Annotated in this window: 14 protein-coding genes and 1 pseudogene; 12 read left to right on the forward strand and 3 right to left on the reverse strand. The window is 68.0% G+C overall.

The window, feature by feature from the left end:
• Positions 1 to 59: 59 nt before the first annotated feature.
• The 10 genes from A3CU_RS0121215 to A3CU_RS0121260 all read left to right on the forward strand — a co-directional run bounded on the left by A3CU_RS0121215 (position 60) and on the right by A3CU_RS0121260 (position 11,467).
• A complete protein-coding gene (locus tag A3CU_RS0121215; RefSeq protein ID WP_169739666.1) occupies positions 60 to 2,318 on the forward strand; it encodes a xanthine dehydrogenase family protein molybdopterin-binding subunit in 2,259 nt (752 codons plus the stop codon).
• A complete protein-coding gene (locus A3CU_RS0121220) occupies positions 2,315 to 2,755 on the forward strand; it encodes a (2Fe-2S)-binding protein (RefSeq protein ID WP_027944004.1) in 441 nt (146 codons plus the stop codon). Before A3CU_RS0121215 ends, A3CU_RS0121220 begins: the two co-directional genes overlap by 4 nt.
• Positions 2,752 to 3,672, forward strand: a complete 921-nt coding sequence (locus A3CU_RS45895; RefSeq protein ID WP_084143510.1) for an FAD binding domain-containing protein — start codon at positions 2,752 to 2,754, stop codon at positions 3,670 to 3,672. The genes A3CU_RS0121220 and A3CU_RS45895 overlap by 4 nt, the downstream gene beginning before the upstream one ends.
• The gene (locus A3CU_RS0121230; RefSeq protein WP_027944005.1) at positions 3,669 to 4,637 is read left to right on the forward strand and encodes an LLM class flavin-dependent oxidoreductase; all 969 of its coding nucleotides are present in this window, start codon (positions 3,669 to 3,671) and stop codon (positions 4,635 to 4,637) included. Before A3CU_RS45895 ends, A3CU_RS0121230 begins: the two co-directional genes overlap by 4 nt.
• On the forward strand, positions 4,634 to 5,746 hold the full coding sequence (locus A3CU_RS0121235) for an NAD/NADP octopine/nopaline dehydrogenase family protein (protein WP_027944006.1): 1,113 nt from the start codon (positions 4,634 to 4,636) through the stop codon (positions 5,744 to 5,746). Before A3CU_RS0121230 ends, A3CU_RS0121235 begins: the two co-directional genes overlap by 4 nt.
• The gene (locus tag A3CU_RS49905) at positions 5,743 to 7,080 is read left to right on the forward strand and encodes an amidohydrolase family protein (protein ID WP_156960458.1); all 1,338 of its coding nucleotides are present in this window, start codon (positions 5,743 to 5,745) and stop codon (positions 7,078 to 7,080) included. The genes A3CU_RS0121235 and A3CU_RS49905 overlap by 4 nt, the downstream gene beginning before the upstream one ends.
• A gap of 85 nt (positions 7,081 to 7,165) precedes the next feature.
• The gene (locus A3CU_RS0121245) at positions 7,166 to 8,476 is read left to right on the forward strand and encodes an ABC transporter substrate-binding protein (protein ID WP_027944007.1); all 1,311 of its coding nucleotides are present in this window, start codon (positions 7,166 to 7,168) and stop codon (positions 8,474 to 8,476) included.
• The gene (locus A3CU_RS45905) at positions 8,476 to 9,435 is read left to right on the forward strand and encodes a carbohydrate ABC transporter permease (RefSeq protein WP_084143512.1); all 960 of its coding nucleotides are present in this window, start codon (positions 8,476 to 8,478) and stop codon (positions 9,433 to 9,435) included. The genes A3CU_RS0121245 and A3CU_RS45905 overlap by 1 nt, the downstream gene beginning before the upstream one ends.
• Entirely contained in the window at positions 9,432 to 10,262 is an 831-nt protein-coding gene (locus A3CU_RS0121255) for a carbohydrate ABC transporter permease (protein WP_027944008.1), read from the forward strand. Before A3CU_RS45905 ends, A3CU_RS0121255 begins: the two co-directional genes overlap by 4 nt.
• Positions 10,259 to 11,467, forward strand: coding sequence for an amidohydrolase family protein (locus A3CU_RS0121260; RefSeq protein WP_043841960.1), 1,209 nt, complete (start codon positions 10,259 to 10,261; stop codon positions 11,465 to 11,467). The genes A3CU_RS0121255 and A3CU_RS0121260 overlap by 4 nt, the downstream gene beginning before the upstream one ends.
• Here A3CU_RS0121260 and A3CU_RS45910 read toward each other — a convergent pair.
• Both A3CU_RS45910 and A3CU_RS0121270 read right to left on the reverse strand, forming a co-directional pair.
• Positions 11,464 to 12,714 (reverse strand): MFS transporter, encoded by a 1,251-nt coding sequence (locus A3CU_RS45910; protein ID WP_211246478.1) that lies wholly within the window; start codon positions 12,712 to 12,714, stop codon positions 11,464 to 11,466. The genes A3CU_RS0121260 and A3CU_RS45910 overlap by 4 nt on opposite strands.
• A 170-nt stretch (positions 12,715 to 12,884) precedes the next feature.
• The gene (locus A3CU_RS0121270; RefSeq protein ID WP_027944010.1) at positions 12,885 to 13,271 is read right to left on the reverse strand and encodes a VOC family protein; all 387 of its coding nucleotides are present in this window, start codon (positions 13,269 to 13,271) and stop codon (positions 12,885 to 12,887) included.
• A 319-nt stretch (positions 13,272 to 13,590) separates the two neighbouring features.
• Here A3CU_RS0121270 and A3CU_RS52545 point away from each other — a divergent pair, with 319 nt between their 5' ends.
• The gene (locus A3CU_RS52545) at positions 13,591 to 14,244 is read left to right on the forward strand and encodes a GNAT family N-acetyltransferase (protein WP_156960459.1); all 654 of its coding nucleotides are present in this window, start codon (positions 13,591 to 13,593) and stop codon (positions 14,242 to 14,244) included.
• Positions 14,245 to 14,774: 530 nt separating this feature from the next.
• On the forward strand, positions 14,775 to 15,626 hold the full coding sequence (locus A3CU_RS49915) for a DUF222 domain-containing protein (protein ID WP_169739667.1): 852 nt from the start codon (positions 14,775 to 14,777) through the stop codon (positions 15,624 to 15,626).
• Here the strand turns inward: A3CU_RS49915 and A3CU_RS54005 are convergent.
• Positions 15,580 to 15,775 (reverse strand): annotated as a pseudogene (locus tag A3CU_RS54005) (hypothetical protein); the annotation flags it as partial. The gene A3CU_RS49915 and the pseudogene A3CU_RS54005 overlap by 47 nt on opposite strands.

A 15,775-nucleotide genomic window follows, 5' to 3' on the forward strand; every position in this document is an offset into this window, starting at 1 on the left:
TCTCGCGGGTTACCGTGTCGCAGCGCGTTGGATTGATCGAACTTGAAGGTGTCTGGAAAATGAGTGGGGCTTCTGCAACAACAGACCTCGCCGTGGGCGAACCGACCGCGTCGGTCGGGCGTTCCGTCCCGAGTGACCAGGCCCGCGCGATCGTCGCCGGTGAGCTCGAGTACGTCACGGACCGGCGCCTGGCCGGCATGCTGCACGGCGCTGTACTGCGTTCCACCGTCCCGCACGCGCGCATCCTCGGCATCGACACGACTGCGGCACGCAGCATGGCCGGTGTGCAGGCCGTCGTGCTGGGAACCGACGTGCCGTTCAATCAACTCGGCCCGAACGAGGCCGATGGGCCGGTGCTGGCCGACGCCACGATTCGTCAGGTGGGCGACCCGATCGCCTTGGTCGCGGCGGTCGACGAGGGCACCGCACGGCGCGCGGCCGCGGCGATCGTGGTGGATCTCGAGCCGCTGCCGGTCGTGGCCGACGCGCAAGCCGCGCTCGCGGCCGACGCACCGAAGCTCTATCCGGCCGGCAACGTCGCCGGCCGGATAGCCTTCGCCTCGGGCGACGTGGAAGCCGCCCTCGCCGCGTCGGATCTCGTGGTGGAGCGCAGGGTATCGACGCCCGCGCAGGAACATGTGGCGATCGAAACTCCCGGTGGCGTGGCGGTTTGGGAGAACGAGCGGGTCACGATCTGGTGCGGCTCGCAGAACCCCGGCCTGCACCGGCGGAAGGTCGCCCGAGCGCTCGCGATCGACCTCGAAGACGTCCGGCTCATCGCCGGCCCGGTCGGTGGCGCCTTCGGTGCCCGCAACGACGATCCGATGCCGGTTCTGCTGGCGCTGCTCGCCCGGATCGCGGACAAGCCGGTCACCATGCGGATGAGCCGCGAGGAAACGATGATCGCCGGGCCGAAGCGGCATCCGTTCGAAACGGTGGCCCGGCTGGGCGTCAGCGCCGACGGGCGGTTCACGGCCGCTGACATGACCGCCCTGGCCGACACTGGTCCATACCTCACCTCGGGACCCAACGTGCTCAAGACGTCGGCCGAGATGTCCGTGGGCCCGTACCGGATGGCCCTCGCCCGCTACGACGGCCGCGTCATGCACACCAACAACGCCAATGCGGGCGCGTTTCGCGGCTACGGGGTGCCGCAGGTGGCGTTCCCGCTGGAGACCGCGATCGACGAGGCGGCCGAGGCGCTGGGCCTCGACCCGGTCGAACTCCGGATGCGCAATCTGCTCCGCGGTGGCGACCGGCACGGCCTGTACGGGCATGTCGTGACTTCGGGCCTGCGGGCGGTGGAGACGCTACGGGCCGCCGCCGGCGACGCATGGTGGGTCGAGCGGGCCGCGTGGCAGCGGCAGGGAGTGGCGCCGTGGCGGCGCGGCACCGGCATCGCGATGGCGGTGAAGGGAGTCGGCCTGGGCAGCGGCCGCGGTGATGCCGCCCGCGCTCGCCTGCTCGTCTCGCTCGACGGCCGGGTGCGCATCTGGGCGGGGCCGAACCACACCGGGCAGGCGATCGATGTCACCTACCGGCAGATCGCGGCCGACGCGCTGAACACCTCACCGGAGGCCATCGAAGTCATCGTTGGCGACACCCAGCTGGTGCCCGAATCCGGCGCCACCGCCGCCTCCCGCAGCACTTACGCCGGCGGCGCGGCGGTCGAGGCCGTGTGCGGGCAGCTTCTCCGGGTCATGCGCGAGTACGGCGCGTCGGACTTCCGGAGCATCGCGGCGCGGCTCGTCGCCGAGGGACGCGCCGAATTCGAGGCGACCTTCACCCTGCCCGACGTCGCGGACCCCGGGATGATCGATCCGGAGCAGCTCGGCACCTACGCGCCGCACCTGGTGTACGGCACCTCGGCGCAGGTGGTCCGGCTCGAGGTCAACGAACTGACGGGAGAGGTCCGCGTCGCCGGCGTCGTCTGCGCCGTCGACTGCGGCACGGCCATCAACCCGGGTGCGGTGATCGGTCAGGCCGAAGGCGGGGTCGTTCAGGGCCTCGGTTTCGCACTCATGGAGGACTACCGCATGGCCGACGGCCGGCCGGTGACCCGCAGCCTGGAGAACTACCTGATCCCCACGATCCGCGATGTGCCGGAGATCCGCACCCACCTCGTCTCGGGTTCGGAACCGTCCGGGCCGATGGGCGCGAAGGGGATGTCCGAGGTGGTCATCGTGCCGACGGGCCCCGCTGTGGCCGCAGCCATCGCGGATGCGGTGGGCGTGCGGCCCGACCGGTTGCCGATCACCCCCGAGCGCCTCCTCACCGGCCTGCGGGAGCGCCGCCGAGCGTCACGGAGGGCGTCATGAAGATCAACGGCATCGAGACGACGCCACCATCCGAGCCCGACGTACGGCTGATCGACTACCTGCGTGACGAACTCGGGCTGATCGGCACCAAAGAAGGCTGCGGGATGGGCGAATGCGGCAGCTGCACCGTGCTCCTGAATGGACGCCCGGTGTGCTCCTGCCTCGTGCTCGCCGGGCAGGCCGCCGACGCGGACATCGTCACGGTCGAAGGAGTGGGCGCCATCCCGGCCGGCCGGGCGGTGCGGGATGCGCTGGTGGCCAACCAGGCCGTGCAGTGCGGTTTCTGCACCGCGGGCGTCGTCGTGTCAGCCACCGCTTTGCTGAGCGAGCACCCCGAGCCGGACGGCGAGCAGATGCGTGCCGCGCTGGAAGGGAACCTGTGCCGCTGCACGGGCTATGGCGCGATCAGCCGCGCGATCCGGAGTGCACACCGATGACACCACTCCCTGTGCCAAGCCGCGGCAATCAAGATGACCACAGCGCCGTACCCGCGGAGGAGCAGTCGACATTTCGGAATCCCCGCACGACGGCGGAACTGGCGGCGCTGGACGGCGACATCAGCCTGCTTGCCGGCGGCACCGACGTGCTCGTACAGCGCCGGGACGGCCGCGAGTTCGGCACGCTCGTCGATCTCACGGGTCTGTCCGACGCCCCACCCGCCGTGTCGCATGGCGGGGGTGTGATCACGCTTTCCGCGCTGGCCCCGCTCACCGACATCAGCCTCGGCCTCGGGAGTGCGCTACCGGGGTTGCGGGCGGCGATCGGGTGTTTCGCGTCCGCGCAGATCCGTAATCGGGCCACGCTCGGCGGGAACCTCGCGAACGCGTCGCCGGCCGCGGACAGCGTGCCGCCACTCGTCGCGGCCAGTGCGGTGCTGACGCTGCGCAGTGGCGCCGGCAGCCGGCGGGTGGGTGTGGAGGAGTTCCTCCTCGGGCCGGGTCGCACCTGCCTGCGTCGCGGCGAGTGGATTCACACGATCGACGTGCCCGATGAACCCGGCCGGCAGGAAGGGTTCCGCAAGATCGCCGGCCGCCGTGCACTCGCCATCTCGGTGGTGAGCCTGGCGTGGGCCTGGACCCCCACCGACAGCGGGTTACGGGACGTGCGGCTCGCCGCGGGCGCCGTGGCGCCGACGGTGATCCGCTGCCCGCGAACCGAAGCGGTGCTGACCGGGCAACTGCCCACATCGGAACTGGCCATTACTGCCGCCGCGGTGCTGCGCGAGGAGATCTCTCCGATCGACGACCTGCGCGCTACCGCCGACTACCGGTACGCCGCGATCGCCGGTGCGCTCGTCGAAGCGCTCAACGGCATCAACGGCATTGCCGGCTTCCAAATCCCGGAGGAGATATGAAGATATCCGTAACCGTACGGCTCGACCGGCCGCTGACCGAGGCGGCCGAGATCGCCCGCCGGGCCGAAGAGCTTGGCTTCTCGGGCGTTTGGGTCGCCGATCACTACTTCCACCGCGACGCCACCGGGGCATTGGCACTGATGGCCGCGGCGACGAACCAGGTGACGCTCGGCACCGCCGTCACCAGCCCACTGCTGCGGCATCCGGCGCTGCTGGCCAGCACGGCGGCGTCGCTGACCGAAGTCAGCGACGGCCGGTTCATCCTCGGCCTCGGCGCCGGCGGCTACGAGTTCGGCAGCGAACTCGGCATCCCCATCCGCCGGCCACTCGGGCTCACCCGGGAAACCGTGAACATCGTGCGGAGCCTGGCGAATGGCACCACCACCGTCGAAGGCGACACCTTCGCAGTGACCGGGGCCGGCCTGCGGTTCCAGGCGTCGGCCGCGCCGGTGTACCTCGCGGCGCGTGGGCCGAAGATGCTTCGCCTCGCCGGCGAGGTGTCCGATGGCGTCATCACGCACGGGCTGAGTGCCGCGCACATCCGGTTCGTCACCGACCAACTCGACGCGGCGGAGTCCGGCCGGCGCCCGCAAGTCGTCCTCATGCTGGACGTGCAGGTCGACAACGACCGAGACCGGGCGGTCGACGCACTGCGCGGCCGTTGCCTCACCATGGCCGGTGGCTCCTACGCCGATGAGCTGATCGAGATCTACGGTCTCGACCCCGACGCGGTCGCCCGGCTGCGCGCCGCGGTCCGTTCGGGCGACCGAGCCACGGCGACCGCACTCGTTACCGACGACATGGTGGACGCCTTCGCGATCGGCGGTTCGCCCGCGCACCTCGCCGACCGACTGTCCGAATTGGACGATCTGGCTGTCGACGAGGTCATCCTGTCCACCGACGGCGGCGACCTGGACAGCGCCACGAACAACCTCACCGAACTGGCGAAAGCAGTGATCCGATGAACGTTCCCGAATCCGCCGCTGTTCTCGGTTCCGGGGCGGGTGCCCTGTCCTGCGCAATGGAGCTGTCGCTGGCCGGCATCAAGGTGACCGTCGCCGATTTGCCGCAGTTCTCCGCCAATGTGACCGCGCTGGCCGAGACGGGCGTCGTCCGGCTCAAAAGCCCCTGGCACGGGGTGATCGAGTCGCCGATCGCGCATGCGTCGACCGATCCGCGGCAAGCTGTTCGCGACAACCCGTTCATCGTTGTCTCGGTTCCGGCGTTCGGCCACCAGACGTTCGCCGAACTGCTCGCCGACACACTCGAGGACGGTCAGTCGGTGCTGTGGGTCGGTGAGGGTGGCGGCGCGCTGACCCTGGCGGCGGCGATGCGCCGCACCAAGCGGCGGCGCGAGGTGCAGCTCGCGGAAACGAACAGCCTGCCCTACGGTGCCCGCGTGCGCGCGCCCGGCCTCATCACCGCCTCGCGCAAGTCCGGCGGGACCCGGGTCGCCGGGCTGCCGGCCGGCAACGATCTGGTCGAACTCGTCGGCCAGATCTGGCCCTGGGTCAGCCCGGCCGAGAACGTCTGGGAAACGATGCTCCTCAACTTCAACGCGATCGACCACGTCGCGCCGATCGTCTGCAACCTGGGCGCGGTCCAGGGCCGCACCGGCGGGTTCCTGTTGTGGGGAGAAGGGGCCACGCCGGGGGTCGCGCGGGTCATCGAGGGCGTCGACAACGAACTGCTCGCGATCCGCGCCGCACTCGGTCTACGCGATCGGGCCGGCTACGCCGATTACCTGGTGGAGCAGGGCTTCGCGCCCGAGCGCGGGGAAACCCTGCACGCCACATTGCAGTCCTCCGCCTTCGCCGGCAGCACGTTCCCGTCCGGGCCCGACGCGCTGAACAACCGCTACATCACCGAGGACGTCCCGTTCGCGCTGGTCACGCTGGCCTCGCTCGGAGACGAGGTCGGGGTCGACACGCCGACCGTCGACAGCCTGATCCACCTGTCCGGTATCGCTTCCGGTACCGACTTCTGGGCGACCGGCCGGACGCTCGCCGACCTGGATCTCGCCGGGCTCGGCCGCGACGGTCTGCTCGCCGCCGCTCAGGACGGTTGGTGGTGAGCCCCCTGCTGATTCGCGGCGGCAGCGTTGTCTCAGTCGTCACCGCCGATGACACCCCTGACACGCCACTGCCGCGCGATCTCGAACTGCGCGACGGCGTGATCACCGATCCTTCCGGCGGTGCGACCGAAGAGCTGGACGCCCGGGGATGCCTGGTGTTTCCCGGGCTCGTGAACGGGCACGACCATCTCCGCTCGATGCTGCCGTCCACGCGGCGGGCCGACACGAGCGCGCTGGCCGACGTCATCGAGGCCGGTCAGCGAGCCAGCGTCGTCACGACACCGGCGGACTACCGTGCGCTGACCGCGCTCGCGTCCGCCCGGCAACTGCTCTCCGGCACCGTCGGGGTGGTCGACCACGTCTACCCGCTGCACCGCGATGGCATGCTGCAGGCCATTGTGGACGGACACGCCGACGTGGGGCTGCGCGCACACGTCGCCTACGGGTTGCTGACCGCGGGGCCGGCCGAAGTGCTGAGCAGCATTGACGCACAGCTGGCACGCGCCGTGTCCGCCGCCGACGATGTGCTACCCGCGGATCGGCTTTACCTCGCGCCGGTTTCGCTGCGGCAGACGTCGGTGGACGGCTACCGGGCCGCGGTGGCGGCCGCCGACCGCACCGGTCTGCGGTTGTACACGCACGTGGCGGAGTCGACCGACGAGGTCGAGCAGTGCCTGGCCGAGCACGGGAAACGACCGATCGAGCTGCTGCACGACATCGGGTTCCTCCGGCCCGGCACCGTGCTCGTCCACTGTGTACAGCTCTCCGAACGCGAGATCGACTTGCTGGCGCAGAACTCCGTCGCCGTCGCGTACTGCCCGTCCAACCACCTCAAGCTGGCGAAGGGTGTCGCCCCGGTGCTGGCGATGCGCGAAGCGGGCGTGCGAGTGTGCCTCGGCGTGGACGGCATGACGGACCTGTTCGCCGAAATGCGGCAGGCGGTGTACGTCCAGGGCAGCGCCGCACGACGACCAGGCGCGCTCGACACTCAGGCCGCGCTGCGGATGGCCACCGCCGACGGTTGCGCGGCGCTCGGCGAGAAGTCCGGCTGGCTGCGGCCGGGTGATCCGGCGGACCTCATCACCGTCCGCATGGACAACGCGATGCTGGCACCGCTGACCGACCCGGCCTACGCGCTCGTGCACCGGGGTTCCGGCGCCGCGGTCCGGGACGTGGTCGTGGCCGGCGAACCCGTCGTGCGGGAAGGCGCTCTGGTGCGGGCCGATCTCGGCGAACTCATCGAACGTGCCTGGCAGGCCACCCGTGGCATCGCCGTCCGAAGTGGCAGACAAGTGCCCTCCGACTGGAGCTGGCAGCGGTTTCACGCTGGCTGAGGACCATCCACAACCGCATCGGGGCACAACGCAGTGATAGACCGGGCTGTCGCAAAGTCGCGACATGAGTGAGGAAGGCTGAACCATGCGTAAGCAACGCCCGCTCGTCCAAGGTGGACTCAACGGACTGCTGCAAGTTTCTGTGAGCCGTCGCGGCGTTCTCGCCGGCGCCGGCGGTATTGGCCTCGCGGCCGCCTTGGCCGCGTGCGGCGGCTCAGGCGGCTCAGGCAAGAACGGCAGCCTGACGATCTGGGCATCCAACTCGTTCGCCGCCAACAACAGCTCTGCCCTGGCCAAGGCGGGGAACGACTTCGGCGCCGCCAACGACGTCGCCATGACCGTGCAGGGGTTCGGCGCGAACGACCTGATCAACAAGATCACCACCACGCTTTCCGGCGGTGGCGGACCGGACATCGTGATCGTCGACAGCTCCCAGGTTGCCCAGCTCGGTGACGCCAAGTTGCTCGTCGACCTGACCGACCGCGTGACGCCGATCAAGGACCAGTTCTTCGCCGGCAACGTCGCCGCGGCGACGAGCAAGGGTGTGACCTACGGGGTGCCGTTCGACACGTCCAATGTGGCGCTGTTCTGGAACAAGAAGATGTTCGAGAAAGCCGGTATCGCAAACCCGCCGACCACCTGGGACGAACTGCGCTCGGTGGCCAAGGAACTGACCGGTGGCGACAAGTACGGCTACATGCTCGGTGCGAAGGGCTACGGCTCGTTCCTGTTCTGGCCTTGGCTGTGGCAGAACGGCGGCAAGGTGACGAACGAGGATTACACGAAGGCCACCTTCAACGATGCCGCCGGGCAGGAGGCCTGGGAGTTCTATTCCGGACTGCACCTCAAGGACAAGGTCGTGCCGCCGACCTTCCTCGGCGTGACCGACTCGTGGGACCAGTTCGAGCAGCCCTTCATCACCGAGCAGGTCGCGATGATGGCGGCCGGCGATTTCGCCGTCGCGCCGCTGAAGAAGGGCAACCCCGGGCTGGAGTACGCGGTCGCGCCGTTGCCCAAGAAGATCAATGCCGCCACGGTGCAGGGCGGCAACGTGGTCAGCGTCACCAAGGCGGCGAAGAACGTGGACCTCGCCTGGAAGTTCGTGTCCTGGCTGACCTCCGCCGAACAGGAGAAGGTGCTCCAAGACGGTTACCAGCGTCTCCCCGCGCGCACCGACGTCACCGGTTCGGCCTTCGCCACCAGTGACCAGGCGCGCTCCGTCTTCGTGTCACAGGCCGCCTTCGCGCAGCCCCGTCCCCCGGTGCCTCAGTGGGGCAGCATCGAGTGGGGCGTCATGGCCGACGCCTGGGACTCGGTGGTGCAAGGGAAGTCGTCCCCGGCCGACGCGCTCAACAACGCGGCGACGGCGGCGACCGGAAAACTGACGGGTAACTGATGACTCTCAGTCATGTCAAGGGGTCTCCGGCGCGGGTTCCGCCCGCGCCGGCGCCCACCCCGGCCCGGCCACGCCGACACCGCCGGCGTGCCCTGGAGCCATGGTTCTACCTGGTGCCCGCGCTGATCGTGCTCGCCGGCATTCTCGGCTACCCCGTGCTCAGCGCGGCGTGGACGAGCCTGAACCACAGCGTGCTCACCGATCCCGCCGCCGACCGGTTCATCGGCATCGCCAACTACGCGGCGGTATTCGGTGACCCCGCCTTCTTCTCGGCGCTGTGGCACACCCTGTTGTGGGCGGCGGCCAACCTCGTGTTGCAGTTGACGCTCGGCCTCGCGCTTGCCCTGCTGATGCACCAGAAAATGGCCGGTCGCGCGTTCTTCCGCAGTGTCGTGATCATTCCCTGGATCGTCCCGTCGGTGGTCGTCGCGGTCATCTGGCGATACCTGCTCGATCCCACGTCTGGTCCCATCAACCAGTTGCTGACCGGCATCGGCCTGATGGACGACCCGCCGTTGTGGCTGTCCGACCAGTCCACCGCGATGCCGGTGGTGATCCTGTTGAGCGTGTGGAAGTGGACGCCGTTCGTCGCGGTGATCCTGCTCGCCGGGCTGCAGGCGATTCCGGAGGAACTGCACGAGGCGGCCAAGCTCGACGGTGCCAGCACGGTGCAGCGGCTGCGCTACGTCATCCTGCCCGGTATCCGGATGCCGCTCGCGCTGGCCAGCCTGCTGACCCTGGGCTACTCGGTGAACAACTTCAACGGCATCTGGCTGTTCACCCAGGGTGGGCCGATCGGGGCGACCGAAACGTTCACGACATTCGTCTACCGCATAGCCTTCACCGACTTCGATCTCGGCAAGGCGGCGGCGGTCGCCGTGGTGCTCTTCGCCGGACTGTTCGTGGTCAGCACGTCGTACTTCTTCGTGGTGGAGGGACGGAAGGGGAGAAAACTTTGACCGCCCCACGCGTCCGGAGCCGCGTCGGCATCTACATCGGCATGCTGCTCGCTCTGGTGATCTTCGTTGGCCCGTTCCTGTACGCGGTCCTGTCGAGCTTCAAACAACCGCAAGAACTTAACGGCGTCGTCAACGACTTCCTGCCCCAAACGCTCTACACGGACAACTACTCGAACCTGTTCGAGAGCAGCAACTTCCCCGTTTACCTGCTCAACAGCCTGGTGATCGCGGTTGTCACCACGGGGATCTCCCTGGTGCTCGCCATTCTGGCCGGCTATGCGCTGGCCAGGTACAAGTTCGTCGGCAACCGGGTGCTCCTGCTGTCCATTGTGAACATGCAGATGTTTCCGACCGTGCTGATGGCGGTGCCGCTGTATCAGATCCTGCGGCACCTGGGCATGCTCAACTCGCAGACCGGGCTCATCCTGGTCAACTCGACGATGGCGCTGCCGTTCTGCATCTGGATGATGCGCAACTACTTCCTCACCGTGCCGATCGAGATCGAGGAAGCCGCGCTCATCGACGGTTGCAGCCGGTTCACCGCACTGTGGCGGGTTGCTCTCCCGCCGGCGCTGCCCGGTGCCGCTGCCGCCGGTGCGTTCTGCATCGTCCAGGTGTGGGACGAATTCTTGTACGCCAACACCTTCATCGACAGCGACGAGAGGCGAACCCTGTCCGTGGGGCTGAACTCCCTGATCGGTCAGTACACAACGGACTGGGGCCAGCTGCTCGCGGGCGGGGTGCTGATGACCATTCCGGTCGTGGTCATCTTCTCGTTTTTGCAGCGTTACCTGACCCAGATCGCCGGCGGCGGTGTGAAGGGATGAACGAGGCGGCGACCGAGCTGCTGCGCGGAGGCCGCCGTAGCGACGGCACGGCGGCCGACTTTCGCGTGAGTGATGGCGTCGTGGTCGAGGTCGGCACGTTGTCGCCGCGTGCCGGCGAACCGGTTACAGAGCTGGACGGACGGCTCGTGCTGCCCGCGTTCGCCGAACCGCACGTTCACCTCGACAAGGCCTTCACCGCCAGCCGTGTCGTCAACGCCACGGGAAATCTCGGCGGCGCCATGGCCTCGTACGCGCACCTGGCGGCGAACGGGAAACGAGGCGACATCCAAGCCCGGGCGCGCCGCGCACTGGGCCTGTTCGTCGCTGCGGGCGTTACCGCGGTGCGTGCCCAGATCGGTGCCGGTCCGCTGTCGGGGGTGAGTGCCATTGAGGCGCTCGCCGAGCTGCGATCAAGCGTCGCCGACTATGTCGACCTGCAGATCGTCGCCCACGCGGCCGTACCGCCGGGCGGGCCCGCGGCACATCGCGCGCTCCTGCTCCGCGCGCTCGACGCCGGAGCCGACCATCTCGGCGGCAACCCGTTTCTCGAAGAGGATCCACAGCGCGCGTTCCAGACCTGCCTTCAGGTCGCGACCGAGCGCGGCTGTGAGCTGGACCTGCACGTCGACGAGTCGTTCGATTCGCTCACCTTCGACCAAGTGGTGGCCGGAGCGCACGAAAGCGGCGTCCGGATCGTCGCGGCCCACTGCGTGTCCCTGAGTCGCCTACCGCTCGGGCAGCTCCGCGAACTCGCCGCAAGCGCCGCGGCGGCCGGTGTCTCCGTCGTGACCCTGCCCATGACCAACCTCTTTCTCCAAGGCAGGGAACAGGAATCGGCGAAGCCGCGCGGCCTGACGGCGATCAGCCCGCTGCGTGCGGCGGGTGTGCTCGTCGCCGCCGGATCGGACAACGTGCAGGATCCGTTCAACCCGGTCGGCCGGTGCGACCCGCTGGAAATCGCGTCCCTGCTCGTGACGGCGGGCCACCAGACGGTGGCCGACGCCGTCACGATGGTGGGGCCCGACGCACGCCAGGTCCTGTCTCACGCGTCCGATTTCCCGGCCATCGGGTCTCCGGCCGATCTGGTCGCGATAGCCGCGGCGGATCTCGGCGATGCGGTGGCCGGCGCACCGGCCGACCGCCTCGTCTGGCGCCGCGGCCGACTGGTGGCTCGGACCAGCACCACTGCCGAAATCCCGTTCTAACCTCGCGTGCCGGCGGCGATCGCGGCCGGCACCGCGGCGGCGACCAGCACCGCGCACACCACGAACGTGCCGGTCAGGTGCAGGCCGGTGGCGGCGACCAGGCCGACGCCGTAGGACCCGATTGCCGTGCCCGCGTCGAAGAATATGTTCCACACCGCGCTCGCCGTCACGGCGTGGCGCTCACCGGCGCGCGCGAAAACCGCGATCTGGGTGAGGTTCTGGGTCGCACCGTAGCCGGCGCCGAAGATCGCGGCGCCGGCGAGCATGGCGACGGTCCAGATGGTGCCGGCGTTGCCATCCCCCGAGCCGGGAAGCGCGGCCGCGACGGCCGCCAGGCCGAGCGCGCTTGCCACGAGCGCCGCCGGCAGCAGCAGCCGCATACCTATCCGGTCGTTGATCATCCCGGCCTGCCAGCGACCCAGCGTGCCCGTGATACCGAAGACCAGCAGCGTGATGCTGGCAAGTTGGCCATCCGACAGCGCGATCGGCAAGAACGTCACCAGCCCGCCGCCGGAGAGCGTGACGACCAGCAGCACCACGGACGGCACGATCGCTACTCGCACGGCACCGGCCACGCCATGGCGCGCCGGCGCGCGGGAGGTCTGGGGACTTGCCTTCCCAGACTCCCCAGACGACACCGCCGTCGAATCGCTGCCGCGGAACACGCGCACCAGCGGTATGGCCAGCACCGGGCAGGCCGCGAGCACGGCGACCCAGAAGAAGTGGTTCGAAGACGTCAGCGCCGCACCTGCCGGCACCGCAAGGAGATTCGGTACCGCGATGGCCAGTCCGTAGAGCCCCACCGCCTTTCCCTGACGGTTGGACGGAGCGACTTGACTGACGAGCCGGGCCGCGACGACCGTCAGCAGGCCGAAACCGACGCCGCGGATCGCGGAAACCGCGATCAGGCCAGGTAAGTGGTCGCCGAGCAGGTAGAACGGCGCCGGAGCGCCAAGGGCCAGCAGTCCCAGCGCGAGCAGGGTCGCGGAGCCGACGCGGCGCTGAAGCGCCGGCACCATTGTCTGGATCACTACCGTGAAACCCAGCATGACAGCGGTCACCGAGCCGGCTGACGCGTCACTCGCGCCCCCGCGAACGGCCCACAACGGCACCGAACCCAGAGTCAGGAAGAAGCTCGTGAACCCGAGCGCCGTCACGGTCAGCAGTTGCCAGACGCCAACCTCACGCCAGAGCGGCCTGGACCGGCGGGATTGCTCGCGTGGCAGTGCCGGCATCGACTCGGCCATCAGTTGGACCTTCGCACTCAACCTTCCCAGCCCGCACTCCAACTGGCGCCCCGGCCGAGCCGCGCCGGTCCGCTGTGGACCATGGCACGCCAGCACATTATGCCCTGTACGGGCATGTTCTGGCGACGTCGGAAATCACACTTGCCCGAACGGCGTGTGCGGCCTGGCGATCAGGGGTGGCGGCCCGCAAGGACGCAGAACTCGTTCCCCTCCGGGTCGGCGAGTACGACCCAGCTCTGTCCGCCCTGGCCGACGTCGGCGCGTCGGGCACCCAGGTCGAGCAGGCGACGGACCTCTTCGTCCTGTTCCCTGTCGGTAGGGTTAACGTCGAGGTGGAGCCTGTTCTTGACGGTCTTACCCTCGGGCACGCGCGCGAAGGTCAACGTCGGTGGCACCGGGCCACGGCGGCTCTTGCCTTCAGGCACCAAAGGGGAGCCAATTGTGACAAGTCCGTCCTCTTCGTCTTGCACCTCGTATTCGAGGACCGAGCACCAGAACCGGGCGAGACCGTGGGGATCGGCGCAGTCGATCGCAAGCTCGGTGAACTTACTGGCCATGTCAGAACCTCCCAGTCAGGTAGCGGGTTCGCCACCGGCCACACGTTAATCGCAGTGCCGGGACGCCGGATGTTCGGATGGTTTGGGCGGTGACGCCCGCGAACATGCCGAACCTGCCGGTCTGGCGCTTGAAACGGTAGCTCCACAAGGCTTCGCTCGGTGAGTGGATTACCGATGCCGGGGCAGTCATGCTGGAGCTGTGTCGTGGGATGTCAGCAGGGCCGAATGGGCGCTTCACCGCCGAGCAGGCTTGGCCGGCGAGGCAGCGACGGACGCGGGTGTGCCAGGTCGCTTCCGGGTATGGGCTGAGGCGGGTCTGATGGCGGTGCTGGCCACGGATCCCGCGTTGGGTTACCTGTCGACGGTGTCCGGAGTCACGCGGCAGAGAGTGCACAGGGCGGTCGATCTCGTGAACGCGCCCGTTTGGAACGGCGTCAAGCCGAACGTGGTGGTGTCGGCAAACCTTGGCGGGGCAGGAGAAACGCTGCTGCGGGCCGCTGGGTTGGTGCGGACAGGAGATCGCATCCTGGCTCTCAAACGACTTGATGCTTGGCCCGCATCGGCTATGGGGACTGCGGATCGGGATGTGGTAGATGCCGGTGAGGACAACAACACGTTTGTGGATGTCCTGCTGGCCGGATATCAGGCGGACGGGGTGATCGCCGCGTTCATCCGGGCGGAACATGGGTTCCCGACGATGCGGCGGTTCCTTGTCGTGGAACGAAAGACCCCGATCGCGGCCGCGGCCATGACGATCCATGACAATATCGCTGTGCTCGGAGCCGCCTCGACTCTGCTTGCGCATCGGCGTCGTGGCGCGCAGTCGCGGTTGCTACAGCACCGACTCCGCACAGCTGCGAAAGCGGGCTGTGCCCTGGCCGTCGCGACGGCCCGCCCCGACTCGGTGAGTGCGGCCAATCTCCGCAAGGCAGGGTTTCACCTGCACCGGCGCTCGGTGTGGACGAAGAGCTGATCATGCCCTTTCGAGTCTGCGCGTTCAACTGACGGCGGCGCCGAACCACCGGGGCAACTGGCTGAGCAGATCTTGCTGGCCTTACCCGGCCCACCCCACGTGGCCGTCCGGCCGCGGCAGCACCGCGGGCACGTCAAGTTCCTCGCTGACTTTGACGACGCATTTCGATGCTGCGCACGTGCAGTCGCGACTCGCTGGCCGGCATCAAGCCGATCCCCTCAACGACAGGGCAGCTCGGCCACCAAGGGAGCACTCACATCATCTTGATCAGACGCGTTGGCGCCAATTTCAGCGAATACCAGCCATATTTTCGTGAACTCATAGCACGAACGGTCCCTTCGTTCGTTTCGTGCTTCTATCGTTCGTTCACGTTTGCCACAAGTTCGAACGTTCGATAATGTGTTCGTATGCAAGATCACTCTGAGTCGTCGGTGGAGTGGAAACTTCAGCGCCTCCTTGAGTCCGAGGAGGTGAGGTGGTATTTCCGCTACGAGCCGGACCTTGTTGACCCGTTTCCGGATCTTCCGACGGTGACGTTGGACCGGCGTGGCTTGTTGTGTCGTATCCAGTCCGTGCAGTCGGAGATCAACCGGTTGCAGGCCATACAGTACGAAGCGGTCGCCGCGTTCGCCGGCAAAGCTGACGATCGCAGTGTGGTGGCCCGTGAGCTGGCGTTGGCGTTGGCGGTGTCTCCGCGCATGGCGGAAAACCAGATCGAGCTGGCTCAGGCACTGGTGTCCCGGCTGCCGGAAACGTGGAAAGCCATGCAGCGTGGCGAGATCGACGCCTACAAAGCATCAAAGATCCACGAACCCACCACCACACTGTCCGATGAGCAAGCCCGCGAGGTCGACGCCATCATGGCGACCCGGATCGACCGCAAGGACCCCACCGGGTTGCGGCGATCCACCGCACTGGCGGTGGCGAAGGTCGACCCGGACGGTTATGCCCACCGCTGCAAGCGACGGCGTGCCCAGCGGCGGGTCGAGTTGATCCCGAAAGGCGAGGGCATGGTCAAGCTCAGCGCCAACCTCCCCATCGAGGTCGGTGTCGCCGCCTACACCAGGATCGACGCCGAAGCCCGACGCCGCCGCAAAACCGACACCACCAAAACCCTCGAGCAGCACCGCGCTGATGTCTTCGCCGAGTTACTACTGAAAGACACCTCCGGGCTGACGGTAGGGCCGAAAGCAGAAGTCTTCATCTACATGGACGTCTACACCTGGCTCAACCTCAACACCAAACCCGCCGAAATGGCCGGGGTGAGTAGCCGGACGGGATTGCACCGTCCGGCTCTCCGAGAACCGTGCGTGACACTCTCGCGTCACACGGCTCCTATTGCCCGATCGGATGTGGTTTTGCTCCCCAGCGCCAGTGCCTGAACATGCCCGGATAGGTCTGACTGACCTTGTAGAGCAGTGCGAAGGCTTTCCGATAGCTGCGGCGCAGTCGTTTATATTTACGTATGAGCCACCGCGCTAAATGTTCGTTGACGCGGCGGAGGGTCTCATATAACTCGAAGCCGTAGAAG

The sequence above is a fragment of the Amycolatopsis taiwanensis DSM 45107 genome, assembly GCF_000519205.1.
In the GTDB taxonomy this organism is placed as follows: Bacteria; Actinomycetota; Actinomycetes; order Mycobacteriales; family Pseudonocardiaceae; genus Amycolatopsis_E; species Amycolatopsis_E taiwanensis.

Bases quoted from the DNA above. Each gene is read 5' to 3' on its own strand.
- A3CU_RS0121215 (WP_169739666.1), top strand. From the start codon at position 60: ATGAGTGGGGCTTCTGCAACAACAGACCTCGCCGTGGGCGAACCGACC.
- A3CU_RS0121220 (WP_027944004.1), top strand. From the start codon at position 2,315: ATGAAGATCAACGGCATCGAGACGACGCCACCATCCGAGCCCGACGTA.
- A3CU_RS45895 (WP_084143510.1), top strand. From the start codon at position 2,752: ATGACACCACTCCCTGTGCCAAGCCGCGGCAATCAAGATGACCACAGC.
- A3CU_RS0121230 (WP_027944005.1), top strand. From the start codon at position 3,669: ATGAAGATATCCGTAACCGTACGGCTCGACCGGCCGCTGACCGAGGCG.
- A3CU_RS0121235 (WP_027944006.1), top strand. From the start codon at position 4,634: ATGAACGTTCCCGAATCCGCCGCTGTTCTCGGTTCCGGGGCGGGTGCC.
- A3CU_RS0121245 (WP_027944007.1), top strand. From the start codon at position 7,166: ATGCGTAAGCAACGCCCGCTCGTCCAAGGTGGACTCAACGGACTGCTG.
- A3CU_RS45905 (WP_084143512.1), top strand. From the start codon at position 8,476: ATGACTCTCAGTCATGTCAAGGGGTCTCCGGCGCGGGTTCCGCCCGCG.
- A3CU_RS0121260 (WP_043841960.1), top strand. From the start codon at position 10,259: ATGAACGAGGCGGCGACCGAGCTGCTGCGCGGAGGCCGCCGTAGCGAC.
- A3CU_RS45910 (WP_211246478.1), bottom strand. From the start codon at position 12,714: ATGGCCGAGTCGATGCCGGCACTGCCACGCGAGCAATCCCGCCGGTCC.
- A3CU_RS0121270 (WP_027944010.1), bottom strand. From the start codon at position 13,271: ATGGCCAGTAAGTTCACCGAGCTTGCGATCGACTGCGCCGATCCCCAC.
- A3CU_RS52545 (WP_156960459.1), top strand. From the start codon at position 13,591: ATGGCGGTGCTGGCCACGGATCCCGCGTTGGGTTACCTGTCGACGGTG.